The organism is Catalinimonas locisalis, from assembly GCF_038039535.1.
Classification (GTDB): domain Bacteria; phylum Bacteroidota; class Bacteroidia; order Cytophagales; family Cyclobacteriaceae; genus Catalinimonas.
This window is the reverse complement of the sequence record NZ_JBBPHP010000010.1, coordinates 114,804-140,933: the sequence shown is the minus strand read 5'-3', so window position 1 is coordinate 140,933 and position 26,130 is coordinate 114,804. Positions and strand designations below refer to the sequence as shown.

At 37.3% G+C, this 26,130-nt stretch carries 22 protein-coding genes; 18 read left to right on the top strand and 4 right to left on the bottom strand.

Features of this window, described 5'->3' with window-relative positions:
• Positions 1-14: 14 nt before the first annotated feature.
• The 15 genes from WJR50_RS15090 (at position 15) to WJR50_RS15020 (ending at position 19,146) form a co-directional block, all read left to right on the top strand.
• A complete protein-coding gene (locus WJR50_RS15090) occupies positions 15-1,898 on the top strand; it encodes a cytochrome c oxidase subunit I (protein ID WP_341294132.1) in 1,884 nt (627 codons plus the stop codon).
• Positions 1,882-3,000, top strand: a complete 1,119-nt coding sequence (locus WJR50_RS15085) for a COX15/CtaA family protein (RefSeq protein ID WP_341294131.1) — start codon at positions 1,882-1,884, stop codon at positions 2,998-3,000. The genes WJR50_RS15090 and WJR50_RS15085 overlap by 17 nt, the downstream gene beginning before the upstream one ends.
• Positions 2,975-3,874 (top strand): heme o synthase, encoded by a 900-nt coding sequence (gene cyoE / locus WJR50_RS15080; RefSeq protein WP_341294130.1) that lies wholly within the window; start codon positions 2,975-2,977, stop codon positions 3,872-3,874. Before WJR50_RS15085 ends, cyoE begins: the two co-directional genes overlap by 26 nt.
• A gap of 5 nt (positions 3,875-3,879) precedes the next feature.
• A complete protein-coding gene (locus WJR50_RS15075) occupies positions 3,880-4,482 on the top strand; it encodes a cytochrome c oxidase subunit 3 (protein WP_341294129.1) in 603 nt (200 codons plus the stop codon).
• A gap of 14 nt (positions 4,483-4,496) precedes the next feature.
• On the top strand, positions 4,497-5,249 hold the full coding sequence (locus WJR50_RS15070; protein WP_341294128.1) for a cytochrome c oxidase subunit 3: 753 nt from the start codon (positions 4,497-4,499) through the stop codon (positions 5,247-5,249).
• Between the two features lie 13 nt (positions 5,250-5,262).
• Complete coding sequence (locus WJR50_RS15065; RefSeq protein ID WP_341294127.1) at positions 5,263-5,592, top strand: cytochrome C oxidase subunit IV family protein; 330 nt, start codon at positions 5,263-5,265, stop codon at positions 5,590-5,592.
• 49 nt (positions 5,593-5,641) lie between these two features.
• Positions 5,642-6,277 carry an SCO family protein gene (locus WJR50_RS15060; protein WP_341294126.1) on the top strand — a complete coding sequence of 212 codons (636 nt, stop codon included), beginning with the start codon at positions 5,642-5,644 and terminating at the stop codon, positions 6,275-6,277.
• Positions 6,270-6,845: a DUF420 domain-containing protein gene (locus tag WJR50_RS15055; protein WP_341294125.1), complete on the top strand. Its 576-nt coding sequence runs from the start codon at positions 6,270-6,272 to the stop codon at positions 6,843-6,845. The genes WJR50_RS15060 and WJR50_RS15055 overlap by 8 nt, the downstream gene beginning before the upstream one ends.
• Before the next feature lie 65 nt (positions 6,846-6,910).
• Positions 6,911-7,171: a CAMCR motif-containing small membrane protein gene (locus tag WJR50_RS15050; protein ID WP_341294124.1), complete on the top strand. Its 261-nt coding sequence runs from the start codon at positions 6,911-6,913 to the stop codon at positions 7,169-7,171.
• Positions 7,172-7,196: 25 nt separating this feature from the next.
• Entirely contained in the window at positions 7,197-7,526 is a 330-nt protein-coding gene (locus WJR50_RS15045; protein ID WP_341294123.1) for a DUF983 domain-containing protein, read from the top strand.
• Positions 7,527-7,842: 316 nt separating this feature from the next.
• A complete protein-coding gene (locus tag WJR50_RS15040) occupies positions 7,843-11,640 on the top strand; it encodes an ATP-binding protein (protein ID WP_341294122.1) in 3,798 nt (1,265 codons plus the stop codon).
• The gene (locus tag WJR50_RS15035; RefSeq protein ID WP_341294121.1) at positions 11,637-15,308 is read left to right on the top strand and encodes a DUF8818 domain-containing protein; all 3,672 of its coding nucleotides are present in this window, start codon (positions 11,637-11,639) and stop codon (positions 15,306-15,308) included. Before WJR50_RS15040 ends, WJR50_RS15035 begins: the two co-directional genes overlap by 4 nt.
• Positions 15,309-15,572: 264 nt before the next feature.
• A complete protein-coding gene (locus tag WJR50_RS15030) occupies positions 15,573-17,855 on the top strand; it encodes a TonB-dependent receptor (protein ID WP_341294120.1) in 2,283 nt (760 codons plus the stop codon).
• Positions 17,856-18,460: 605 nt separating this feature from the next.
• On the top strand, positions 18,461-18,910 hold the full coding sequence (locus tag WJR50_RS15025) for a hypothetical protein (protein ID WP_341294119.1): 450 nt from the start codon (positions 18,461-18,463) through the stop codon (positions 18,908-18,910).
• 59 nt (positions 18,911-18,969) lie between these two features.
• On the top strand, positions 18,970-19,146 hold the full coding sequence (locus WJR50_RS15020; RefSeq protein WP_341294118.1) for a hypothetical protein: 177 nt from the start codon (positions 18,970-18,972) through the stop codon (positions 19,144-19,146).
• Here WJR50_RS15020 and WJR50_RS15015 read toward each other — a convergent pair whose 3' ends face one another.
• The 4 genes from WJR50_RS15015 to WJR50_RS15000 all read right to left on the bottom strand — a co-directional run bounded on the left by WJR50_RS15015 (position 19,147) and on the right by WJR50_RS15000 (position 23,509).
• Positions 19,147-20,484, bottom strand: coding sequence for a GH1 family beta-glucosidase (locus tag WJR50_RS15015; RefSeq protein ID WP_341294117.1), 1,338 nt, complete (start codon positions 20,482-20,484; stop codon positions 19,147-19,149). It lies immediately after the preceding gene.
• A 1-nt stretch (position 20,485) separates the two neighbouring features.
• Positions 20,486-21,499 carry a glycosyltransferase family protein gene (locus WJR50_RS15010; protein ID WP_341294116.1) on the bottom strand — a complete coding sequence of 338 codons (1,014 nt, stop codon included), beginning with the start codon at positions 21,497-21,499 and terminating at the stop codon, positions 20,486-20,488.
• Positions 21,496-22,344 carry a UDP-2,3-diacylglucosamine diphosphatase gene (locus WJR50_RS15005; protein ID WP_341294115.1) on the bottom strand — a complete coding sequence of 283 codons (849 nt, stop codon included), beginning with the start codon at positions 22,342-22,344 and terminating at the stop codon, positions 21,496-21,498. The genes WJR50_RS15010 and WJR50_RS15005 overlap by 4 nt, the downstream gene beginning before the upstream one ends.
• Before the next feature lie 283 nt (positions 22,345-22,627).
• Positions 22,628-23,509 carry a diacylglycerol/lipid kinase family protein gene (locus WJR50_RS15000; protein WP_341294114.1) on the bottom strand — a complete coding sequence of 294 codons (882 nt, stop codon included), beginning with the start codon at positions 23,507-23,509 and terminating at the stop codon, positions 22,628-22,630.
• Between the two features lie 59 nt (positions 23,510-23,568).
• Between WJR50_RS15000 and WJR50_RS14995 the strand changes: the two genes are divergently transcribed.
• From WJR50_RS14995 to WJR50_RS14985, 3 genes are all read left to right on the top strand, one after another.
• Positions 23,569-23,958: a gamma-glutamylcyclotransferase family protein gene (locus tag WJR50_RS14995; protein WP_341294113.1), complete on the top strand. Its 390-nt coding sequence runs from the start codon at positions 23,569-23,571 to the stop codon at positions 23,956-23,958.
• A 310-nt stretch (positions 23,959-24,268) separates the two neighbouring features.
• Positions 24,269-24,649, top strand: a complete 381-nt coding sequence (locus WJR50_RS14990) for a response regulator (protein WP_341294112.1) — start codon at positions 24,269-24,271, stop codon at positions 24,647-24,649.
• A gap of 97 nt (positions 24,650-24,746) precedes the next feature.
• Positions 24,747-26,105: a sigma-54-dependent transcriptional regulator gene (locus WJR50_RS14985; RefSeq protein WP_341294111.1), complete on the top strand. Its 1,359-nt coding sequence runs from the start codon at positions 24,747-24,749 to the stop codon at positions 26,103-26,105.
• The last annotated feature ends 25 nt before the right edge of the window (positions 26,106-26,130 follow it).

Sequence of the window (26,130 nt, the reverse complement as noted above, 5' to 3'; positions counted from 1 at the left end):
AATAACTTATCTGTATGGCTACAGCAAATATAAGTAACGAGTCTTTGGCACATGATAATCATGGACATGATGAAGAACATCACCATGGTAATTTCATCACAACCTATATTTTTAGTACCGACCATAAAATGATTGCTAAGCAATACCTCTTTTCAGGTATTCTTTGGGCATTTATTGGTGGGTTGTTATCCATTATCTTCCGTCTTCAGTTAGGATTTCCAGATATGAATCTGGAATTTCTCAGACCTTTGCTTGGAGATTGGATTAGCACTACAGGATCATTAGATCCTGAGTTTTATCTGGCATTAGTCACTATGCATGGTACCATTATGGTATTCTTTGTGCTTACCGCTGGATTGAGTGGTACTTTCAGTAATTATCTTATACCCCTTCAGATTGGAGCTCGGGATATGGCTTCAGGGTTTATGAACATGCTTTCGTACTGGTTCTTTTTCCTGGCTAGTGTAATCATGTTCATCTCTTTATTCCTTGAAACAGGCCCAGCAGCAGGAGGGTGGGTAGTTTATCCCCCTCTAAGTGCTTTGCCCCAGGCAATCCAAGGTTCCCAAGCGGGTATGACTTTATGGTTAGTGTCAATGGTTTTCTTTATTGCTTCTCAGTTGTTAGGAGGCATTAACTATATAACAACCGTTATTAACCTGAGGACTCAAGGGATGTCCTTTTCCAAACTTCCGCTTACGATCTGGGCATTCTTCCTCACTGCTGTTATTGGCTTACTTTCATTTCCTGTATTATTTGCAGCTTCTCTGTTGTTAGTGTTTGACAGAAGCTTCGGAACCAGCTTTTATCTTTCAGAGATCTATATTGGAGGTGAAGCACTTCCTAACGTAGGAGGTAGTCCAATTCTTTATCAGCACTTGTTCTGGTTCCTGGGTCACCCGGAAGTATATATTGTACTCTTACCAGCTCTGGGAATCACATCAGAGGTTGTAGCTACTAACTCAAGAAAACCTATCTTCGGATATCGTGCAATGGTAGGATCAATGTTGGGTATCACAATACTTTCATTCGTAGTGTGGGCACACCATATGTTTGTTTCTGGTCTTAATCCATTCTTAGGATCTATATTCATGTTCCTAACACTGATTATTGCTGTACCTTCAGCAGTAAAAGTATTTAACTACTTGACTACGCTTTGGAAAGGAAATATAGTTTTCACACCAGCCATGTTGTTTTCAATCGGTCTGGTATCAGTATTTATTTCTGGAGGTTTAACAGGTATTTTCCTAGGTAACTCTGCAATTGATATACAACTTCATGATACTTATTTTGTAGTAGCTCATTTTCACCTGGTGATGGGTAGCGCATCTTTCTTTGGATTGATGGCGGGTGTTTACCACTGGTTCCCTAAAATGTATGGTAGAATGATGGACAAACACCTAGGGTACGTCCACTTCTGGTTAACTTTCGTAGGAATTTATTTGGTATTCTTCCCAATGCATTATATTGGTATAGCTGGCTTCCCTAGAAGATACTATTCATTCACTACTTTTGATTTATTCGGTACATTCGCTGATCTGAATATGTTCATTAGTGTGGCTGCAATACTTACTTTCACTGCACAGGCTATATTCGCTTATAACTTCTTCCATAGCATGTATCGTGGAAGGTTAGCTCCTGCTAATCCTTGGAATTCAAATACTTTAGAGTGGACTACTCCTCGTTTCCCTGAGCATGGAAACTGGCCAGGAGCTATTCCTAAAGTTTACAGATGGCCTTATGACTATAGTAAGCCTGGAGCCAAGGATGATTTTATTCCACAACATATACCATTTTCAGCCACGCCGGAATCTAATCTCCCTCATGAAAATGAATTAATAGCTGAGGAAAAGGAAGAAGCCAAAGTGGATTCAAGTACAAATGAGGCTAAAGCCTAATATACGACTATACAGGAGACTAAGCTTAATCACCTTAGTCTCCATTTATTTTCTGATTTTCGTAGGAGGAGTAGTCAGAAGTACAGGTTCTGGTATGGGTTGTCCGGATTGGCCAAAATGTTTTGGACAATGGGTCCCACCGACTTCTGTAAATGATCTGCCTGCCAATTATAAAGAAATATACGCTCAACAAAGAGAAGATAAGAATATACGTTTTACTGCTTATCTTGATGTTCTGGGGTTTTCAAATCTTGCTGATGAAATCAGAAATGATGATAGCATTTTGATTGAAGCTACCTTTAATGCTAACAAAACCTGGACGGAGTATATCAATCGTTTGATAGGTGTAATCGTAGGTTTATTAATTTTTTCTACTTTTTTGAGTTCCATAAGTTTTATTGGTACACATAGCAAGTTGTTTGTGGTTTCATTTTTGTCTCTTATTGCAGTAGGCTTTCAAGGATGGATCGGATCTATCGTAGTATCTACCAATCTGCTGCAATGGATGATTACTGTCCATATGCTGTTGGCTTTGCTTATCCTGGCTTTATTAACATATCAATACATTGGAGCACGTAAGGATACACTTTCCGCAATTACATTTGCCCCATCCAAGACAATCAATTACACTTTACTCATATTGATCTTTCTTACGGTTATACAAGTAGTGATGGGTACGCAGGTGAGGGAGGAAGTTGACTTAGTAGCAGAAAAGATGAATTTCACAGGTAGAGAAAGCTGGATTGATCAACTAGGATTTGCTTTCTATTTTCATAGATCTTTCTCCATTATCATCGTTTTAGCACATATTTTTCTCTTAGCCAGAGTAGTAAAATATTATGGTAATCAGAGAAACTTAATGAATAATACTTTGGTATTATTAGTAGTCATTTTAGCTGAAGTATTGTCAGGTGTGGTTATGGCATATTTTGCGATTCCGCGAATGGCTCAACCACTACATCTATTATTTGCTTCTCTAGTATTTGGGATACAACTTTACATCTGGATGAAAATCCAAGCCGGAAGAGCTAATAGTGAAACACACTTTGTAGGACATAGTAACAAAGTAATAAATAATGATAGCTACCAAGTCTACAGTTAAGTTAGGAATCAGTGAATTGCGCGAAAAGCTTAGTGCTTATATAACACTAATGAAGTTCAGGCTTTCATTTTTAGTGGCTTTTTCTTCTGCTTTTGGCTATATACTTGCCAGTCAGGGACCGATTGATTTTTCAACATTGATAATTTTGAGTATAGGTGGCTTTCTTATTTCCGGAGCCTCTATTACCATCAACCAGATCATAGAAAAAGATTTGGACAAATTGATGAGTAGAACCAAAAACAGACCATTACCTACAAATAAAGTCAGTGTAGCTGAGGCTAGTTTATTTGCTTTGATTAATGCTTCTGTCGGTTTGTGGATGCTACTACAATACACTAACCTTTTAACTGCAAGTTTAGCTTTACTCTCTTTGGTAGCCTACAGTTTCATGTATACTCCATTGAAAAGAGTAGGCCCAATTGCAGTATTAATTGGTGCGTTTCCAGGCGCATTACCACCTCTATTAGGCTGGGTAGCTTATAGTGGACAGATAGGTGCTGAGGCTTTGGTGTTATTCGGAATTCAATTCATATGGCAGTTTCCTCATTTCTGGGCAATAGCATGGGTAGCTGATGAAGATTATAAAAAAGCAGGCTTTAAGCTTTTGCCTTCAGGAGGAGGAAAAGACCTTAAAACAGCTGTACAAATTATGACATATGCCCTTTTCTTAATTCCGTTGGGTTTATTGCCCTTGAAATTTGGAATTACTGGTGTAGACTCGGCGATTATTGCTACGCTTTGTGGAGCATTGTTTTTATTCCAAACATTTCGTTTAATGGTAGATTGTTCACATAAATCTGCTTTAAAAATCATGTTCGGATCATTTATTTATTTGCCGGTAGTGCAAATAGCCTTTCTCTTAGATAAACTATAGCAGGGATGGAACAGAAGATAGATTTAGAAAATCTCAATTTAAGATACATAGAAGAACCCAAGCAGACACTCTCAATGCATCCTAAAAAATTTGCATTGTGGCTGTTTATTGTAACGGTAGTAATGATATTTGCGGCACTCACCAGTGCTTATATTGTACGTCAATCAGAAGGTAACTGGCTAGATTTTGAATTGCCTCAACGTTTGTATATTACTTCAGCTATTATTTTTCTGAGTAGTATAAGTATGCATTGGGCATATATCTCAGCCAAAAAAGATAACCTTGGTAGCCTGAAGATAAGCATGGGTATTACTGCTATTTTAGGGCTTGCTTTTTTGGTAGGACAATTACTCTCATGGCAGGATATGGTAGCCATGGATGTATATTTTGTGGGTAATCCTGCGGGTTCATTTCTTTATGTATTGACTGGGCTTCATGGTTTGCATTTATTGAGTGGTGTAATATTCCTTTTGGTTGTTTTGGTAAATGCATTTCGTTATAAAGTACATGCTAAGAGTACAGACCAAATAGAAATGTGTGCAACTTATTGGCACTTTTTAGATGGACTTTGGCTCTATTTATTCCTATTTTTGCTTCTTAATCATTAATTCACGAGTATACAATGGCTACAACTGCAACAAGCGTAGATGAAGTAAAGCAGAAGAATATCTGGAATGGTGGTGTATCACCGCTTAAAGCCAGTTATGGAAAACTAATGATGTGGTTTTTCCTCTTGTCTGATGCCTTTTCCTTTTCATCGCTACTTATTTCATACGGACTTATTAGATATTCATATCCTGCTTATACCGGAGAGGTAGAAGATTTTGAGTTTTCACAGGAGTACTGGCCTATTCCAGAAAAGGTTTTTGAAGCAGTACCTTTCCTGCATGGTGTAGAGCTTCCGCTGGTATTTGTGGGTATCATGACTTTCATTCTGATTCTTAGCAGTGTGACTATGGTGCTTGCAGTGGAGGCTGGTCATAGGATGGACAGAAAAGCAGTGGTGAAATGGATGCTCTGGACCCTAGTAGGCGGAATTACATTCCTAGGCTGCCAGGCTTGGGAGTGGTCTCACTTTATTCATGGTACTGATGCCGGGGGTTTGTTTCCTGATGGCTCGGTATTTTTTGGAGCTAATTTGATGCAAAACCAATATGGACCTCCTTTATTTGCTTCTCTGTTCTTTTTCATTACTGGTTTCCACGGATTCCACGTATTTAGCGGAGTAGTGCTTAACTTTATCATTTTCTATCAGGCAGCAGTTGGTGTGCTGGAGAAAAGAGGACATTATGAAATGGTAGAGAAAGTAGGGCTGTACTGGCACTTTGTGGATTTAGTATGGGTATTTGTATTTACATTTTTCTATTTGATATAATTAGTAACAAGACATGGGTGAATTAGACGAAACCAGTTCGGTAGCCTATCAACCGGCAGATAAAAGTAAAATTAAAAAGTTGTGGATGATTGCTTTGATCTTGGCAATTGTTACTGCAATAGAATTCGTTCTGGCAACTGTTCTACCAAGAGGACCTTTACTATATTTTACCTTCGTGGCCCTCACAATAGTGAAAGCTTTCTATATAGTTGCTGAGTTCATGCACCTTAAAGGTGAAGTGAAAACGTTAATCTGGTCAATATTGATTCCTATTATATTTGTAATATGGCTGATAATTGCTTTGCTGGCAGAAGGGGCCTCTATATTTGAACTGAAGTTTTAACTGAAGCCTAAACATTCTTATCAATATTGAACAAGTAAGTTAGCATTTGATGAATAAAAAATTAAAGACCGGTATCCTGCTCTTAACCTTAGCGATACCGGTTTTTATTTGGCTTTTTCTTAAGTTTTTTGGTAGCAATAATTTTGATTTACCAGTCTACTATTCTCAGGGAATTGACACAATAGCTGATTGTAGTTCAGAGAATAAGCCTCATACTTTACCGGACTTTGTATTAACACAAATAAATGGTGAGAATCTGAGTTCAGAAGCGCTGAAAGGCAAAATTTTGTTAAGTTATTTTTTGCCCGAGCAATGTGAAGATAGCTGTAAGTTGGTACTTGAAATGTTAGCTAATATTCAAAGTGTGCTGGCTCAGGAACAAGCTTTCAAAATCCTTGTTATTGCTGGAGAGAATTATTCTACTGATGAACTAGCTTCTTTTAAGAGTCGTTTTAATGCCAATGCAGGTGAGTGGGACTTTTTAAAAGGTGAAGAGCAAAAGGTAAATTATCTAAAAAAATGTGGGTTTGTATTGTCTTCGGACCAGGATTTTACCTTGATACTTACGGATTCATCCCAGAGGATCAGAGGGTATTATAATGGGGTGGATTCTGATGAAATTGATAGGTTAAAGGGAGAAGTCAAGATTTTAGAGTATATGCAGGAAGTTGCTTACCATGATTAAAACAGCCAACGAAAATCGCTATCTTATACTTATAGGAGTACTATCAATTGCAATACCTATTGTAGTGTCTATTCTTATGTTTTCCCCTACTAAACTTGATATTGAAAGCGACTGGGTTGGTGTTTTGCCGCACCTCAATGGTTTGATCAATACGACTACTTCAGTGGCTTTAGTTGCAGGGCTGGTATTTATCAAGCAGAAGAAAGTCAAATATCATAAAACCGCGATGCTCATAGCATTTATTCTGGGCTCAATCTTTCTGGTATCCTATGTAATTTATCATTCAAGTGCAGCTTCCACGATTTATGGTGATATCAACGGTAATGGAATATTAGAAGAAACAGAAGCTGAGCAATTAGGAGCCATGAGGACGGTATATTTGGGAATATTGATTTCTCACATTATTCTAGCGGCGATAGTGGTGCCGTTTGTGCTCTTTGCACTTTTCTATGCACTAACAGATAAGATCAGTAAACACCGGAAAGTAGTACGTTTTGCATATCCTATTTGGTTATATGTGTCAGTTACGGGTGTAATTGTATATCTGATGATTAGTCCCTATTATTGATCATTACTTTAGATTTCAGAACTCTAAGTGAAATGAAAATGTTCTGCACTAAACGTTCCAATGTTATGAAAAAGCTATTAAGCATATTTAGTTTATTGATGCTCACTGGTTTTCAAAATCTTATGGCACAATGCGCGATGTGCAGAACTACCATAGAAAATAATGTAAGCGCAGGAGAAACTGCCTTAGGATCAGGTTTGAACTTCGGAATATTATATCTTTTTGTTACTCCCTACCTAATTATAGCTGTACTAGCTTTTTTATGGTATAAGAAAAGTAAAGAGAATGCCAAAAAATTCACTACCCTACGCTATACTAAACCATAAATGTCCCCGCTGCAGACAGGGAAATTTGTTTAAATATAGTCTCATTGAGAAGCCTCATCATTTTACTGCTACCAACAAAACTTGTCCACATTGCCAACTCATCTTTGAACGAGAACCTGGATTCTTCTTTGGTGCAATGTACGTTAGTTATGCCCTGACTATGGGCGTGCTATTGGCTACTGCATTCGTTCTTTATAATGTTTTCGGAGATCCTGACCTATGGGTCTACATAGTGACTGTTCCGCTAATTGTCTTACTTTTACTTCCGGTCATATTCCGTTATTCCCGAACATTATACCTCCACGGTTTTGGAGGGATAAGTTATGAGAATAAATATGCCGAATCAGGTGAATAAACTTTCCTTAAATTTTATTTTGTAAACTGAGAGTGGTAGAGTGTATCTACAGGAAAACTCGCTCATTTTAGTATTCGTGTAATATATTGAAGGAAATTTTTTTTCATTCCTTGTACTTGTTGCGTTTTGACTTAGCTCATTTATCTTATAAGATGTAGCCTTTTCCACAAATAAGAAGTGTATATAGTGCTTTGAAATGATATTTTAGGCTTCAAAGGCAAATGCTCAATTTCATTTATTGAAATAGCGTCTTGTTTCAACGCTTAAATTTCATTGAATAAAAAAATGCATAGAATTTGAAGTCAATTAGCAAACCATGAAGCTGGATCCTACATTATTTCAATTCTTTAAAATCAAAAAGCTGTCATTATTTACAGCTTTGTTGCTCCTGCTTTTTGCATTGGTTTTAAGGTTGTTTTTTATAGGAGGATTTAGAAGTGAGTCTCAGTATCTGCGCGATATCTCCAACAATGTAGAAAAGGCTATGGACGAGGTAGAAGCAGAATCTGAAGACATAAGAGAACAGATTCTGGCCATGGATAGTCTGATGTTTAGTAATTTTAATTTCTCTAAAACCTATCCTTTTTATGTTTTCAAAGATGGCAGACTTTTATATTGGTCAGATTATCGGCAGGTGCCCAATTATAGAGGGCTAAGAGGATATTATACTTACCAGTACCGTAACCTGGAAGGAGGTAGCTATATCATTCGCAGAGATACAGTAACGCATAAGAATGATAAGCTTGAGTATTATATACTGTTGCCTATATACTTTGAAAATAAGATCAATAACAAGTACATAAGCTCTGGATATAACACTGAGATTTTCCCTCAGGGGGCAGTGGCCGTAAGTCCAAAGCTTACTAAAAACGAAAACCTCATCTCTTACGAAGGTGAACCTATTTTTTCAGTAGAACTCAATAAACCTGCCAGAGGATACCGAGAGCATAATACAGCAAAATCTTTTCAGACACTGCTTAGCGTGCTGATTTTATTTTCCATCATACTGATACTTTTCAATGTCTTTCGTAGTGTTCACCATAATATTAATAATAATCAATATGATTTTGCAATTGCGCTGGTAATCATCAGTTTACTGGGACTAAGGTTTTTCATGCTGTATTTTGAATTTCCCTTTAGCATCATGCCTATGAGGCTATTTGATGGTAGATTTTATGCATCTTCAAGCCTCAATCCTTCACTAGGTGATTTACTACTCAATTCTCTTTCTCTACTTCTAATCCTATTTTATCTATATCTCTATTATGGAAAACTAAATGTCTATCAACTTCTATTAAAACTAAAACCAAAATTGCTTTCCGGTATTGTGGTATCGCTTATCATTATTGGTGTCTGGGCATTACATATTCACTATTATACTATTAAGACGATTTATTTCAATTCACAGTGGACATTAGATATCACCGAAAGCTTAGACTTCTCTTCACTTAAAATTATAAGTTTAGTGATCTTTGTGATAAATACGGTGAGTTATTTTTTGTTTGCTCATATTGTTTTTCGCACATTCATCAGCCTTATTTCCCGTTCATTTCTGGAACTGAAATGGTTATTGATCACTGCAGTAGTATTACTTTGTCTAAGTTATCTGATTTGGGAGGCACCAACTTTGCCAATTATCCTTATTAGCTTTTTTTACCTCGCTTTACTTTACACTTTTCAATTACCCAAGTATCTCACCAGGGTAAGCTACATTACTTTTTTGTATCTTTTTAGTTGCGCCCTTGTAAGTGGTGTTACAGGTGCTTTGGCAGCGTATGATATTCATCAAGTAGATACATTGGATAACAAACAGAAATTTGCCAATCAGTTGCTGGTAGATAATGACATACTGGGAGAGTATCTTCTTAACGAGGTTGCAGAAAAGATAAAAGAAGATAGGTTCATTAAAAATCGTATTTACAATACCCTGGCATCCAAGGAAGCAATCCGCCAAAAGATCAACCGTATCTATCTTAGCAACTACTTTGACCGTTATGATATTGATATATACCTTTATAATAGCAGAGGTATTCCTTTAGAAAATACTGATGTCATTGGCTACGAAGAGTTTGTAAATATTACTGATGATGCTCGCTTTGAAACGGAGTACGAAAATATTTTCTTCATCAATGAAGCCAGCGATCAGCGTATAGCTCAAGGGGCACCCAAGCGTTATATTACGCTAATTGAATTAGAAGATTTTAATACCACAATTGGTTACATAGTTCTTGACCTATCTCTTAAGCGTTTTATTCCAAACCGGGTTTATCCTGAACTGCTGATTGACAGGAGATACCTACAGTCCTATCCTAGTAATGACTATGATTATGCAATATTCAATGGGGACGGAGAACTGACTTATAGTAATGGAGATGATGTGTCTTTTTTGAACCTCAACGGTTATGATTTTGATAAAAATATAGACAATGATAAGGTAATTAATCGTGATGGCTATGATTATCTGATCGTAAAAGGCAAGGTAGATGAGTACATCGTAATAGTGTCAGAAACTTATGCTTTTATCAATGTAGTTTCTAATTTTTCATTTCTATTTCTTCTTCTGGTATTTACTATTTTAGTCGTACTGGGAGGTTATTCCATATATTTCTTGTTAAAAAATGAAAATCTGAACTTTGCTACCAAAATTCAGCTCTACCTGAATGCGGCCTTCTTTATGCCTCTTTTAGCGCTGAGCATCACTACGTTGAGTGTGATAAGTAAATCTTATAGCGAGGAGGTAGATTCCGAGTACCTGAAAAAGGCGGAGCAGATTGGCAGAAATATTATTGATATCCTTGATAATTATTTTCAGGGTGAATTGAGTGATGATGCATTGGCAAATTCTTTGTCTCAAATGTCAAAATATGCCGAGACTGATGCCAATATTTTTGACACCAATGGAAAACTGATTGCTACCTCCCAGCCCTTGATCTATGAAGATAGCCTGCTTTCTTCCTACATCAATCCCAAAGCATTAGCAAACATTAAAGAAAGTGAAAATAACAAATTGGTGTTAGATGAATCGGTGGGAAGTCTCTCTTATAAATCTTCATACATTGGACTTAAGTCAGAAAATACAGGGGAGCTGATGGGAATGCTCAGTTTGCCATTTTTTGAATCCAGGAGCCAGCTGGAAGAGCAGGTAATCCAGGTAATGACTAATATTATGAACATCTTTACGATGGTGTTTATAGTATTTTTGATTATTTCCTATCTGGCCTCTATCCTGCTGACCTACCCACTGAAGTATATTACTCAAAAAATAAAGCGCACTTCACTTGCAGACTATAACGAGCCGCTCTCCTGGGATGCTAATGATGAAATAGGCCTGATGATTGGAGAGTACAATAAAATGTTGGTGAAGCTGGAAGCCAGTAAAGCGGCTTTGGCAAGGAGTGAAAAAGAATCAGCCTGGCGAGAAATGGCAAAGCAAGTCGCTCATGAGATTAAAAATCCTTTGACCCCTATGAAGCTGAGTTTGCAACATTTGAAGCGCAAATTACAGGTGGATTTTAAACAAGGGATGAACGCAATTGAGGTGAATGAAATGGGTAAGCCATTTGACAATCTCTTACACCAGATTGATACGCTGAGCGATATTGCCAGTTCATTTTCTGACTTTGCCAAAATGCCTACCCCCAAGAGTGAGTATTTTGATTTTTCCGCCCTGGTAAATAAGGTAGTAGGCTTGTTTATTGAAGAGGAAGGAGACCATATCAGAATGTGTATTGAGAATGGAAATTATGCAATTGTTAGTGATCAGCAACTCATGGGGCGTATTCTCAGCAATCTGATTATCAATGCCCGTCAGTCCATTCCAAAAGACCGAACACCAAAAATTGACATCCATCTACAGCAGATTGGAAGAGATAAACTTATCCTGAAGGTGAGTGATAATGGCTCTGGAATCGCTAAAGAAATTCAGCATAAAGTATTTTTACCAAATTTCAGTACCAAGTATGCTGGCTCTGGTATCGGCTTGGCTATCACCAAAAGAGGCATTGAACATGCAGGTGGCCGTATAGCTTTTGATACCCAGGAAGGAAAAGGCACCACTTTTTTTATTGAGCTTCCCCTTGCTATAGATAAAGAGTCAGTTAGCCTCAAAGAATGATATTCAAACGATTACATATTGCTTTCATTCTGTTTCTTGCTTCATATCAGCTGATGGGGCAAACTCCTGAGGAGCAGTTGTTAATCAACCAAAAACATTTACATCTGAATCAACTATCAGATTCAATTTTTCTAGATAGCCTCTCTATTGTACCAGGTTCTTTGCTTATCAAAGTAGATGATCAATTATTAGACTCAACTTCATTTCATTACGATTACAGTACTCATTATTTACATTTCCATTCTGCTGCTTTGAAAAAAAAAACAGCTACTGATATTTATTATCGGTTACTTCCTTTTTCTTTTCTTCAGAAGCATGCCCATAAAGATCTTTCTATTTACGATTCTTCAGCTTATTTCAAAGAGGCGCCTCCCAAAAGTAGCTTAGGATTAAAAGGACGAGAAGAGTTATTTGAAACACCCAAGTTGTATAAAAATGGCAGTATCAGTCGGGGTATATCTGTTGGTAACAGGCAAAATGTTTTTCTCAACTCTTCTTTAAATCTACAGATTGAAGGAGCATTATCTGATGAGTTGCAGATACGGGCTTCCATTACCGATCAAAATATTCCTGTGCAACCCGAGGGCAACACCCAGCAGTTACAAGATTTTGATAATGTCTACCTTGAATTGTATAATGAAAATCTCTCATTACTTGCCGGAGATATCATACTGCAGCAAAGTGGAAATCAATGGATAGGAAATAGCCGTGGTGGTAATGACCTGAATACAAATCAAGGCGGACCTTATTTTCTACGTTATCGTAGGAATGTACAGGGCGGACGAATTCATAATAATTATTCATTTTCTGAGAATAACCAAGCTGAAACAGAAATAGGTTTTGCTTTGTCAAAAGGTAAGTTTGCCTCAATCAACCTTAATATTCAGGAAGGAGTACAAGGCCCGTATCAGATCAACTCCCCGGATAATAAAAATTCTTCAGATGGTAATAATCAGTTAGCCGGAGCTTATTTTATCATAGCCAATAGTGAAAAAGTCTATCTGGATGGTAAGCTGTTAGAAAGAGGTTATAATAAAGATTATACAATCAACTATAATCTGAGCGAAATCACCTTTACCAGCAGAGTATTGCTCACGCGTTATTCCAGAGTTTATATTGACTATGAATATACTGACAGAAGTTATAGCAGGAGCATTATTACAGCCAGCCATCGGCAGAATTTTAAGCGTCTGAGCTTTTATACTTCTTATTACCGAGAAAAAGATAACCCCAATCAGGCTTTAGGGTTTTCATTAAGTGAGGAAGAGAAACTTGAACTTAGTTTGGCAGGAGATCAATTGGAGAATGCTTTTGTCCCGGCAGTTGATTCGGCTATTCATTTTCAGCAACAACCTCAATACCAAACGAATAGGAATGCTGATGTGCCAGGTGTGGGCAACCTTTATCAGGTATTTTATAACAAATTAGATACAGTAGTAAATGGAACGAACTACCAGATATATAATTTTGCAGGAAAAGATGGCGATTTTAAGGTTGATTTTAGTTTTGTGGGAGAAGGAAAAGGAAACTACGTACTTTCTGGTTCGGCAGTCAATAGTAAAGTCTATGAATGGGTTGCTCCAGTTAATGGTGTAACGCTAGGGAATTATGAGCCGGTAAGATTATTAGTGACGCCAAAAAATCAACATATGCTCGTGCTGGGCACTGAAGCACAAATCAGTAATAAAGATGAAGTTACGATTGAAGCTGCGTTTTCTAAAAATGATATCAATGCTTTATCATCGCTAGATGCTGATAATGATCACGGGCAGGGTTTATTTGTACAATATCATGGAAATGAAAGGTCTTTCTTAGGTTCCGATTATCAGTGGGGGAGTAATGTCAGTTATGAATATCGGCAAAAGTATTTTAAAGAAGTAGATCCGTACCGAAGTATAGAGTTTGAAAGAGATTGGACACTCAATACGCTTGGTTTTTCAGATACTGCTTCCCTTTACGACGATCACATACTCAGTTCACGGGTATTTTTGGAAAAAAGCGCATTAAACCAGTTTACTTACCAGTGGATTGGCAGAAATAAAGGAGATGCACTTTCTGGTACCCAACACCGCACCTTCGCAAGCAAATCTTTAGGGAAGTTTCAGCTCAGTGGACAAGCTTTCTTTTTGCAAAGCAGTCGCTTTGATACCAATTCACAATGGAAAAGGTGGTCAGTAGACCTGCATCATCGGGGGCAATATGTTCGTCCCGGCTATACTTATAGAATAGATAAAAATCAGCAAAACCATCAGGGAAATGATTCTATCATCTTCTCTTCCATGAACTTTGAAGAGCATTTGTTTTACATCAGAAGTGCTGACAGCTTAAAAGGTATCTTTCAACTGGATTATAGCTTGAGAAAAGATTTTTTACCACACAAAGGCCAACTTCTTCAATCAGATCTCGCACAAACGCTAACTGCTTCTGCTGATATGCCAATAGGAGAGAAGCACCATATCAACATGCAATTGGCTTATCGTCAACTTGATTATAGAAACGATTCATTATTTTCAGATTTTTCTTCTTCCGAAACTAAATTCGGTAGCAATACTTTAATGGGGTTATTGAACTGGACAGGCTCAATGGCTAATGGGGCGATTCAAACCGATTTGAATTACAGCCTGGCAAATGGAAGAGAGCCAAAACGAGAGTTTGTTTACGTGCGGGTTCCGGTAGGAGAGGGCGCGTATACCTGGAGAGATGATAACGGTGATGGAATTGAAGAGATTGATGAGTTTTACGAAGCACGCTATTTTGACGAGCGTAATTATATCCGAGTTTTTGTGCCCACCAACGAATTCCTGTTAGCTTATACTAATGCATTTGATTTTCAGCTTAACATTCAGCCTCCTTACGAATGGTTGGAAAGAAATGGTATCCGGCAATTCTTAGGAAGGTTCTCTAACATGACGGCATGGAGCATAGATAAAAAAATCAGCGATGAGGATTTAGCTCACAGAGTGATACCCTGGTTAGATTCTGAAAATGAAAACTTACTTTCCATAAGAGAAAGCCTTCGTTCAACGCTATTTTTTAACCGGAAAGAAACTTCTCACGGAGCTGAGCTGAGCTTCAGAAATCAAAGAAGAAAACAATTATTAAATGGGGGCTTTGAAGAGAGAGTAAAACAGGCTTATCTGCTAGGCACACGTTGGAATATTAATCGGCATTGGGGGCTAAGATGGCAGGGTGAAAGAGGCGTTGAGATTCAGAAGTTACAGCTATCTCAACAGAGTGGCAGAAATTTCAACATTCATTATTATCAACTCTGGCCTGAGTTATCCTGGCAGGCTGATATGAAAACCCGAATTTCAGCCAAGTACACTTATACCAACAAGCAAAATCAGGAAGATAGTTTTGATGAACAGGCAGGAGAAACAGCCGATCACCACACCCTTGGACTTGATTTTCGGTACACTCAGTTGATGAAACATAATATCAACGCCAGCATAGAATATATTGACATTTTGTATGAAGGTGAAATTAACTCACCACTTGCTTATGAAATGTTAGACGGACTAAATAGTGGTTCTAATATAAGGTGGACGTTGAATTGGCAACAACATATCTTAGAAGGGCTGCAATTGGTAATAAATTATTACGGAAGAAAATCTGAAGAAAGACCTAGTGTACACTCAGGAAGTATCATGATGAGGGCATTATTTTGAAAATTGACAATATTCATAAACTTTTCTTGACAGACATTTACATACTTATTTTCAAAAATGGCGTGAATAATAGCAGTAAACACCTTCATTTTTTTTATTTATTCTACAAAACGCGGCTATGAATCTACAAAATTGCAAACCCGAGCAGCAGGGATTCGTTTAAACTTATATAGCCAAACATTAAACATTTTTTAGAGTCATAAATAAATTCCTATGTATAAATATATCCTAACTTTTTTATTTCTTTTTTTCAGCATCACATTAATGGCCCAGAATAAATACAGAGTGGTAGGTACTGTCATTGATGAGGAGAGCGATGAAGTGGTGCCGTATGCGCAGGTAGCGCTTTATGAGCCTGGAAGTAGTTCACCTTATGCTGGCGGTATTACTCAGGATGATGGTAAATTTATGATTCAGGCTGAAGAAGGTAACTACGTTTTAGAAATCGTTTTTGTGGGTTATGAAGAAAAGAGAATTACAGATATTGTTGTTCAGGATGCCCCAGTAAAGCTCGGTAATATAAATTTATCGGCTGATACCAAGCAATTGGAAGAAGTAGTAGTTGAAAGTAAGGAAATACGTAGGCCTGTTTCTACAGATCTTGAAGGCTTGAATATTCGTCCTGATCAAACTATTTCCAATGTTGGGGGTAGCCTGCTAGATGTGTTAAGAAATACACCTTCTGTAAATGTAAGTCAGGATGGTACAGTTACTATCCGTGGTAGTAGTGGTACTAATGTACTGATTGATGGCAGAAATTCCGCATTAGCTTCAGACCTGGAACAGATCCCTGCCAGTGCTATTGATCAGGTTAAAATCGTAAATAATCCAAATGCTAAATATGATGCAGAAGGTGCAGGAGGGGTGATTAATATTCAATTGAAAAGAGGTGAGGATAAAGGTACTAATGGAAAAGCAGAAGTAACTCTTGGCACTCGCTATAGACTAAATACAAACCTTAGATTAAATCACAAAAGCAATAATTACAATGTTTATGGAGGCTACAGTTATCGTAGCTGGCCAAGAGTAGGTAATGGAAGGACAACCAGAATTACCTATGATGACAACGAAAGACTTGAGCAGTACGGAGAGCGCGAAAGTCAGGATAAAGAACATACGATCAACATAGGAGGAGATTACTTTATCGGGAAAAATAAAATAAGCTACGAAGGCGCTTTTAATATGGAAGATGAAAGCGACTTTGAGAATAATTTTACTCAGGTTTTTGATACTGAAACAGGAAATACCTTATTGGAATTCAATCGTCAGAACCGAGAGAGTGAGGACAACTATTCCATGGATAATGCGCTTATCTATGAACGTTTGTTTGATCAGAAAGGTAAAGAATTTAGATTTTCAATAAGTCACTCTTTCAGAGATCAATTAGAAAATCAGGATATCAATGTTTTTCGTGGCACTATCAATCCTGAAGGAGAAGACCCTACAGGACAGGAGCGTTCTTTTAATGATGAATACAGACAAACAATGGTAGCTCAAGCTGATTATGTACAGCCTTTGGGCGAAGGTAAATTAGAGGCAGGTCTGAAATCAACACTCCGCTCATTTGATAATGATTATCTATATGAAGTGCTCAATCAGAATACTGATGAATGGATAAATCAGGAAACTGTTAGCAATCGTTTTCTTTATCAGGATCAGATTTATGCAGCCTACGCTATATATTCAAGAAGCTTTGATAAAATTGATGTTTCTGTAGGCTCAAGATTGGAGCAAACCTTTGTAGATACTAAACTATACAATACTGGAGAAGAAAACGATCAAGAGTATCTTAATCTGTTTCCGAGTTTACAGACACTCTACAATATTAATGACCTTAACTCTATAAAATTTACATACAGTAGAAGGATAGATCGCCCTAACGGATGGAGGTTAAATCCTTTTCCTGACATCTCTGACTCATTAAATGTACGCATAGGTAATCCTAATCTTCAACCAGAGTTTATTCACTCTATGGAACTCGGACATATGATCCGTTTTGAGAAGGCAGATTTTACCTCTAATATTTTCTACCGCCATGTAGATGGACAGGTAGATTACATTGTAAGAATTGAGGATGGCATCTCTTATCGTCAGCCTACCAACCTCAATACCAGCCAGACTTACGGTTTTGAGTTGATATCTACCGCTCAGATTACTCCTTGGTGGAATGTAAACGCCAGCTATTCAATTTTCCAAACCGAAGTAGATGGTAGTAATTTAGGAACAGACTTAACTAACAGTGGACTCTCATGGAATGCAAAGCTTACTACTGACGTAAATCTCCCCTATGATATTGATTTTCAGTTGACAGGAAATTATACTGCCCCTGAGGTTGAAGCACAGGGCAGGGATTTGGCTCGTTACTATGCCGATATCAGTCTGCAAAGATCTTTTCTAGAAGATAAGGCTAATCTTAGTGTCACCTATAGAGATGTATTTGATACGAGAATGTTTGCTGGAGAAAATTATGGTGAAAATTTCAGACAGACTTTTGAATATAAGAGAGAGTCTCGTATTCTCTTGGTAAGTCTGGGCTATAATTTCTAACAAAAATATAGACTTTTGTTGTTATTATGAATTAAGCTACTTCAAAAGGTAGCTTTTTTTATGGTTGAACATATAGCAATTAAGTGTATATACATATTAATTTTTGCCAATGCTATTCACAATATCTTCCCATGTTATTTATTAGTTTCTGATGTACAAAATTTGTCGCATAAACTGTTGAATAATAACGCTAACCAACCTGTACTTAGGTAATTAACAATTATGATATGCCGAGAATAATTCCTCTTTTTTTATTATTTATTGAATAATAAAAGTGTTTAAACGAGTTGTTTTAAAGTATTAACAAAATATTTGCCTTACAGTATAATAATTAGATTTTGTGCACCGAATAAGTTTTTATCTTATCAGTGGCTATTTCCTTCCTTCAGAGCTCGTAATATTTTTTTATTTTTTTGAACAAAACGGTAATTATAAACGTATTTATAGTGTTAATTTTTATTTTTTTCTCTTATATTAATAAATAAAGATCCGCATTTTGGTTTTTTTGTAAGTATTTGCACGTGAAATATGATATGTATTATTGATCTTTTTTAATTAATACCTAAGGGGTAGAATCAAACGGTTGATATAAATTAATTGGAAATATGCATAGAATCATCAATAGTTTAGCAGTAGCAGAATTCAACAAAACTTTACGTGCAGTAGAAATTAACTTTAATGGCCAGGGACCTTCTCATTTGTACCATGATACTATGGATATAGCGATGAATATTGCGATGATTCATCAAACGAACACTTGGCTTTTTATAAAAGATGATTTTACTGATATCAGCCACAATGCATTTATGGTATTTGTGAGGAAATGGTCAAAAAAGGCTAGTGAGGTGTATGAAATTAATTCTCCCAATTATCTATGCAAAGTAGCTTTAGTCACTAAAGCAGAATCTTATTTGCATCTCCTTTCTGAACATGAATGGTTGCAGAATTCCAGGAGAGTATTTAAAAACTTACACATTAAGCTATTTACTGAACGAGAATCCGCTAAAAAATTCTTGAACAATGACTATTCCAGCCGAGTTTTGTTGGAGTCATAATTTTTAGGTAGTCATTGCCCATTTTTTTTGAATTTGTGTTAACCCTAATTTTTTAAGTTATGAATACAGTTAATAATTATGATAATGCCCTTTTCTGGGAACGACGATTAGATGAGTGGAAAAATAGAGTGATTGAGCAACAGCATTTTCATGAAAATGTAAGTTCTCATCTGAAGAAAGTATATGGCAAAAACGATAAGCAACCTGAAAAAGAGGTAACGGAGGTTAAGGATTGATTATCTAATTTCATTGATAAATCTGCCATACCACCTGCCTGAGTCTTTAATTGTTCTTTTTTGCGTAGTAAAGTCAACGTGAACCAAGCCAAAGGTAGGTCGGTACCCTTCGGCCCACTCAAAGTTATCCATCAAAGTCCATACAAAGTAGCCTTTTAGAGGTACGCCTTCTTGTTGGGCACGCAAGCACTGTGCTATGTACTGTTTCAAGTAATGTTTACGTTGCGGATCTTCTACTTTTCCATTCCGCCACACATCTCTAAATGCTGCACCATTTTCTGTAATGATAATGTTATCCAGATTATATCTCTGATGAAAAAGTTTGAGTATATGATAAATGGATTCCGGGTAGACTTCCCATCTCATAAGGGTTACCGGTACTCGTCTTTTTTCAGCTTCTACCGGACGAGCATGGATATAGGGAGTGAAGTACGAATGACGGATAACCTCCCGGGTATAATTTTGCAAGCCAATAAAATCAAAGTCAAACTGCAAAGCCACCTCATCATCGGGGTACATATATTTTTCTATACGCTTAAGCGAATGAAAATAATCATGTGGATAGCCTAAACCCAGGGCAGGTTCAATGAATAATCTGTTAAGCAATGCATCAACTCTACGGGAAGCATGTAAATCTCTGGGATGTGTTGAACTTGGCTCTACCATAGTACAGGAAAATGTAGTGCCAATTTCTGCTTCTGGTAAATTTGACCTGATAATACGTCCACCTTCTGCCTGGCACATGGCCGCATGATGTACAGTTGAAAGGAAAGGAAGTAAGCCATGCATGCCCGGCGCATGAATGCCCAGAAAGTATCCCGCACCTGTAAATACCAAAGGTTCATTAAGTACCATCCAGTGTTTTACATGATCTCCGAATGCTCGGCTACAAGTATCTACATAATCCGAAAACCATCCGATAATGTCGCGATTGGTCCAACCTCCGCGCTGCTGTAAGGCAAGAGGCAAGTCCCAGTGATAAAGTGTAATCCAGGGAGTGATGCTTTGCTTCAGACAGTGGTCAATTACTTTTTTATAAAAATCAAGCCCTTTTTGATTCAGGCTACCGTTGCCTTTTGGAAATATACGAGGCCAGGAGATGGAAAAGCGAAAATTCTTTATGCCTAACTGCTTCAGGATGTCAATGTCTTCTGGGTAGCGATGATAAAAATCACATCCTACATTCGCATGCTGATTTTGATATATTTTTCCTTTAGTACTTACAAATTTGTCCCAGATGGAAAGGCCTTTACCGTCTTTTTTGTACGCGCCTTCAGTTTGATAAGCAGCTGTAGATACACCCCAATAAAATGAATCACCAAAATCTTTCGCTTGCAACTTAAACTAGTTTTACTTGAGGTTGCAAACTTAGGTGTTTTGACAAAACCATATCAATGATTTCTTCTGTAATGTCAGGGTAATTGATAGCCAGAGATTTGCCATTTTGCACCCAATCTTCAATTTTTGGAAGGTGCTTTTTCTTTAAGTTTTTCAGTACAGGTATACCCAGGGTATCAAGGGCAGCGGCATTACAATGCTGCTCGTATTGGTTTTTCATGGGTATAACCATGAGTTTTTTGTTGAGGTAAAGCGCTTCCGCAGGCGTTTCAAATCCTGCACCACATAAGATGCCTTCACAAGACGTGAGACTTTTGATGAAACTTTCGTTATTGATCGGCTTAATTCTCAGGTTTTTAACTTTGTACTTCTTTTGCGTATGTTTTGAAAAAATATGCCATTTCACATCGCTTATTTTCTTAAGTCGCTTGATCAGTTTTTCATCATCATAAGAGGGCAGGTATACAGTATAGTGCCCTTTATTTTTGACCTCTGTATCACGAATCTCCTTGCGAATGACCGGAGTAAAAATATTTTCGTCAAAGGCAGCAAAATGAAAGCCATATTTCATGGCTGAGGGAGCGTAACGCTTGAGTATCATTTTGCCAAAAGCATCTGTTTTTTTTGGTTGGGGAGACTGTGCTGCCAGTATTGCGCTTTGGTGACTGAGACTGATACAGGGTGTCTTTTTTAGGTAAGATGCCCAGGCAGAAACCGGCTCAAAATCGTTGATGATAAGGTCATACTTTTCCACCGGAAACTGCTGTATATCCTTCCATAGCTCTCTTGTATTGGTTTTTCTATAGGTTTCTATCAGGTCCACGCCTCCTGACTTGCCAAAAATGAAACTCATCCCTTTCATCTGATAAGCTACCGGATAGGGCAGACTTACATCAGCCTGTATACCACTGATCAAAATGTCCAGATCCGTTTTCTGCTGAAGCAAAGGAACAATGTCTCTGGCTCTGCTCACGTGTCCATTGCCAGTTCCCTGAATAGCATATAATACTTTCATACTTTCTTGAGTTGAAACTCCTGTAATAGATTAGTGTACAATACTGAAATGTCCATGCTCTGATCATCCTCTTCATGATCATCTTCATGAAGCACCTGATCATCTCCGTATTTATAAAGCGACCACTTTTTATTTTTGTATTCCAGGGCAGTAAGATTCTCAACCCAATCGCCACTGTTCAAATACGTTACTTTACCCTCTTCCACCACTATTTTTCTGATTTCCGGGTTGTGAATATGTCCGCAAATCACATAATCGTAGCCATTAGAAATAGCAATCTCTGAAGCAGTATTTTCAAAATCATCAATGAATTTGACCGCGCTTTTCACACTGTTTTTAATCCGTTTGCTGAAGGAAACTTTTCCTTTACCAATTTTTTCAGAACAGAAGTTGACCATTGCATTCAGCAAAATCAGCGTATCATAACCTATTGCTCCTAATTTGGCCAGCCATTTTGAATGTTTCATCGTGATATCAAACACGTCACCATGAAAAATCCAGGCTTTTTTTCCATCCAGTTCCAGTACCAATTTGTTCACAATCTTGAGTGTTCCCATGGTAAAACCTTCAAATTTGCGAAGCATTTCATCATGATTACCAGTGACATAATAAACATGTACCCCTTTGGACGCCATGCTGAAGATCTGCTTAATGATCTTCATATGGGTAGTGGGAAAATAACGTTTGCTAAATTGCCAGATGTCAATGATGTCACCGTTAAGCACAAGCACTTTGGGTTGAATGCTTTTGAGGTATTTGTGGAGTTCACGGGCATTACATCCATAAGTACCCAGGTGAACATCAGAAATGATGGCTACCTCTACTTGTCTTTTTCTTGAAGACATAATGATAAGTTATTAATAATGAATTTATTCCAAGAAACGCTTCTACACATGAGGTAAGGCTGTAAGTTGAGGCGAGGGGAAAAGTGTATTGGTATACGATTTTCAGATATCGTATTTTTAAAAGAGGAATTTGACCAAAACTATCTCTGATTGTGCTTTTCAAGAGCATATTAATTGATTGCATAAAGTAATCAAGAAATAATTACAATCAGGTTAAACAGGTTTTACGCTTTGGTTAATAAAATATGAACATTTTCACTAAGGATGAGATAGTTGTTAACAATTATTTAATAGGTGTCATCACCAACAAACTTCCAGGCTTGATACTCACGTTGATAAATGGGTCATTGTTCAGGAATTCGCCATCAATATGAACAGGTGCCAGTTCTTCGTTTTCCAGGCTAAAGGATTTAGTTTTAATGATGCGGACATAAGGCGAGTGATGGAGATTACGAAAAAGTGCCATCATAGTAAAAGTGGGGAGATGTATAGGCGGAAAAGGGCGAACAAGCACTATGTCAAGCAAACCATCATTAGCACTAGCCTGAGGTGCGATGATCGCATTATTTCCGTACTGACTGGTATTAGCAAAAGCAATCAGGAAAAAATCTTCTTCAACGATTTCATCATCAAGCTGATAGCGAAACTTCTTCGGGGTATAGGTTTGAAACTCCTCCATTATACAGCGAGCGTAGGTCAAATATCCACGTTTAAGCTGTTCGGCAAATGTTTTACTGATCTGGCCATCAAAACCTACTCCTGAGACATTGAAAAAGGTCTTCTCATTCAGTAAGCCTGTATCAAATTTTTCAGCCTTGCTGCTGTTGAGTTGAAGAATTGCTTTGTTCACCTGCATAGAAATTTCCATATGTCTGGCAAAGCCATTGCCGGAACCTGATGGGATCACTCCTATGGCAGTAGTAGAGTCTACCAAAGCGGTGGCCACTTCATTTACGGTGCCATCGCCACCAACTGCTACGATAACATCAAAATCCTCTTTGTGGTCGGCAGTGAGTTGGGGAGCATGGCCAGCATATTTCGTATAAGCGATATCGTAACTATATTGGTTTAGATCAAGGTATTTCCTGATTAGGTCGGGAAGTAGTTTTTGATTGCCAATTCCTGAAATTGGGTTGATGATAAACAGACAGCGTTTTTTATTCATTTTACTTATAAACTAATGCTCTACTATACTACTATTTATCGCAGTTTAAGATTTATAATTTGTTAATTTCTACAATGGATTTTTACAATGTATTCGTTTACGGTACCCTTCGCAAGCAAGGAACTAACCATCATATCATTAAGGATTGCGAATGTATAAGTAATCAACATAATTTGAGAGGATTTAGTCTATATGATTATGAACATTGGTATCCATATATGGTCTATAGTACTGAGCAGGATAGCGTAGTCGGAGAAATATACAAAGTAGATGAAAGGGTAAAAAAGCAGCTTGACATCCTGGAAGATATAGATAATAACTTGTATAAGTTTGTATATTTGCCGACTGAAGGGTTTTATGCTTATATCAAATATGATGATAACATCTTTGATATGCCCAAAATTGAGGGAGGTGATTGGATCAGCTATATAGTGACATTGAAGTTATAGAATTAAAAGTACCGAAAAACGTTGCCTTTTTTCTACATTTTTTGTGGAAATAAATTCTGATTATATTGGGTTTTTTCTTTATTACACTTTAGGTTGAGAAATTAAAAAACTATTTATTCATATTACATATTGAAATAGTTTAGCCCCATAATATTTTTTTAGGGCCTGACACCATAGCATTGTATACTATTGGATAACAATTGAATATTATAAGTATGTTTATCCTGAGAATGTTATTGGATTAGGAGCGTTTTTTGAAAAAGTTTAAGGTCATGTTATATTTTTTACTGATACTGAGTATAGTTAAATAATGAAAGGGAGGAAAATTCTTATTGTAGATGACGAAAAAGAAATTTGCTTTTTACTCTCCGCACTATTAAAACAAATGGGATATTTACCTGACCAGGCTTTTACGATTGAGGAAGCGATGGGTAAATTGAAAAAGCACTCATATGATCTTTTCTTTCTTGACCTTAACCTTCCTGATGGTTTGGGTTATCACCTAGCCCCGATGATCAAGAAGTATCATCAAAACTCAAGGATTGTTATGATTAGCGCCCATGATGGTATGCTCAAACAAATTCAATCTGAAGTAGAGGGCATTGACCACTTTATAGATAAACCTTTTAATAAGGAAAAAATAAATGAAGCATTAATTAAACTAAATATGTATAATTATTCCTCCAGCTAGGAGATTGAGATTCGGTCTTTTTTTATTTTGAGGACTTTATTTTTTGTCCCAATTTATTGTAAATTAAAACTACTTTTACCTACTATTATCCTGTTCAATGGCTAAAAAAATTCTTATTGTTGATGATGATCAGGACATCCGATTATTATTGGATCGGTTTCTAAGCAAAAATGGTTACGAAACCAAGACAGCTTCTGATAGCTCATCTGCCATAGAAATACTTAAATCGCATAAGTGTGATCTTGTATTATGTGATTTTAAACTACCTGACTTAAATGGCTTGGAGCTTATTCAGAAAATCAAAGTAATTAACCCAGAGGCTGCGCTTATTGTGATTACGGGTTATTCGGATGTGAAAGTGGCTGTAAAAGCCATCAAACTAGGCGTGTATGATTATGTAACTAAGCCGCTCTATCCCGATGAAATCCTTATTACAATTGAGCAGGCGCTCAATAACAAAAAAGATCAGAATAAACCCAAAAAGCCCAAGCAGAAAAAATTTATCATAGGAGATAGCCCTCAGGCCAATCAGGTGATGAAGCATATCAAACTCATCGCTCCTACAGACATGTCAGTGATCATACAGGGAGAGACGGGTACTGGTAAAGAATTTGTCGCAAACGAAATCCATAATTACAGTAAAAGAAAATCAGCTCCATTTATTGCAATTGACTGCGGTGCCCTACCTAAAGATCTGGCAGGGAGTGAACTTTTTGGTCATGTAAAAGGGGCCTTTACCGGCGCACTCAATGACAAGGAAGGAAGCTTTGAATCTGCTAATGGAGGGACTCTTTTTCTGGACGAAATAGGCAATTTGTCATATGAAAATCAGGTCAAATTACTTAGGGTAATTCAGGAGAGGAAAATTAAGAAAATAGGAGGGACTAAAGACATTCCTATTGATGTGCGTCTGATCGTAGCGACCAATGAAAACCTTGCTGAAGCTGTAAAACACGGAGAGTTCCGTGAAGACCTTTACCACCGTTTCAACGAATTCAAGATCCATTTAGCTCCGCTTCGTGAGCGTAGTAGCGATGTCAAGGTGTTTGCCCGCTACTTTCTGGACAATGCCAATCAGGAACTAGGTAAAGAGGTGAAGGATTTTGATCCTGAAGTGTTGGCAAAGATGAAAGACTACTACTGGCATGGAAATTTAAGAGAGCTTTATAATGTAGTCAAACGTTCAGTCTTGCTGGCACAAACCGATAAAATTACATTAGAATGTTTGCCTGAGGAGATCAAATCCCCGGTATATTTTGAGCAAAGCGAACCTGTAAGTCAGGAAGAGAAAGGTGAACCTTCAAACTTAAAATCAGTTTCTAAAATCGCTGAAAGAGAAGCAATCATCAGTGTGCTTGAAAAAACTGGTTATAACAAAACCAAAGCTGCTGATGTCCTTAATATTGACAGGAAGACACTTTATAATAAAATGAAATCTTATAATATAGATCTCTAACTAATAGATTGATTGAGGCTTACTG

Coding starts and splice junctions, on each gene's coding strand:
- WJR50_RS15090 (WP_341294132.1), top strand. CDS start 15: ATGGCTACAGCAAATATAAGTAACGAGTCTTTGGCACATGATAATCAT.
- WJR50_RS15085 (WP_341294131.1), top strand. CDS start 1,882: ATGAGGCTAAAGCCTAATATACGACTATACAGGAGACTAAGCTTAATC.
- cyoE (WP_341294130.1), top strand. CDS start 2,975: ATGATAGCTACCAAGTCTACAGTTAAGTTAGGAATCAGTGAATTGCGC.
- WJR50_RS15075 (WP_341294129.1), top strand. CDS start 3,880: ATGGAACAGAAGATAGATTTAGAAAATCTCAATTTAAGATACATAGAA.
- WJR50_RS15070 (WP_341294128.1), top strand. CDS start 4,497: ATGGCTACAACTGCAACAAGCGTAGATGAAGTAAAGCAGAAGAATATC.
- WJR50_RS15065 (WP_341294127.1), top strand. CDS start 5,263: ATGGGTGAATTAGACGAAACCAGTTCGGTAGCCTATCAACCGGCAGAT.
- WJR50_RS15060 (WP_341294126.1), top strand. CDS start 5,642: ATGAATAAAAAATTAAAGACCGGTATCCTGCTCTTAACCTTAGCGATA.
- WJR50_RS15055 (WP_341294125.1), top strand. CDS start 6,270: ATGATTAAAACAGCCAACGAAAATCGCTATCTTATACTTATAGGAGTA.
- WJR50_RS15050 (WP_341294124.1), top strand. CDS start 6,911: ATGAAAAAGCTATTAAGCATATTTAGTTTATTGATGCTCACTGGTTTT.
- WJR50_RS15040 (WP_341294122.1), top strand. CDS start 7,843: ATGAAGCTGGATCCTACATTATTTCAATTCTTTAAAATCAAAAAGCTG.
- WJR50_RS15035 (WP_341294121.1), top strand. CDS start 11,637: ATGATATTCAAACGATTACATATTGCTTTCATTCTGTTTCTTGCTTCA.
- WJR50_RS15030 (WP_341294120.1), top strand. CDS start 15,573: ATGGCCCAGAATAAATACAGAGTGGTAGGTACTGTCATTGATGAGGAG.
- WJR50_RS15025 (WP_341294119.1), top strand. CDS start 18,461: ATGCATAGAATCATCAATAGTTTAGCAGTAGCAGAATTCAACAAAACT.
- WJR50_RS15020 (WP_341294118.1), top strand. CDS start 18,970: ATGAATACAGTTAATAATTATGATAATGCCCTTTTCTGGGAACGACGA.
- WJR50_RS15010 (WP_341294116.1), bottom strand. CDS start 21,499: ATGAAAGTATTATATGCTATTCAGGGAACTGGCAATGGACACGTGAGC.
- WJR50_RS15005 (WP_341294115.1), bottom strand. CDS start 22,344: ATGTCTTCAAGAAAAAGACAAGTAGAGGTAGCCATCATTTCTGATGTT.
- WJR50_RS15000 (WP_341294114.1), bottom strand. CDS start 23,509: ATGAATAAAAAACGCTGTCTGTTTATCATCAACCCAATTTCAGGAATT.
- WJR50_RS14990 (WP_341294112.1), top strand. CDS start 24,269: ATGAAAGGGAGGAAAATTCTTATTGTAGATGACGAAAAAGAAATTTGC.
- WJR50_RS14985 (WP_341294111.1), top strand. CDS start 24,747: ATGGCTAAAAAAATTCTTATTGTTGATGATGATCAGGACATCCGATTA.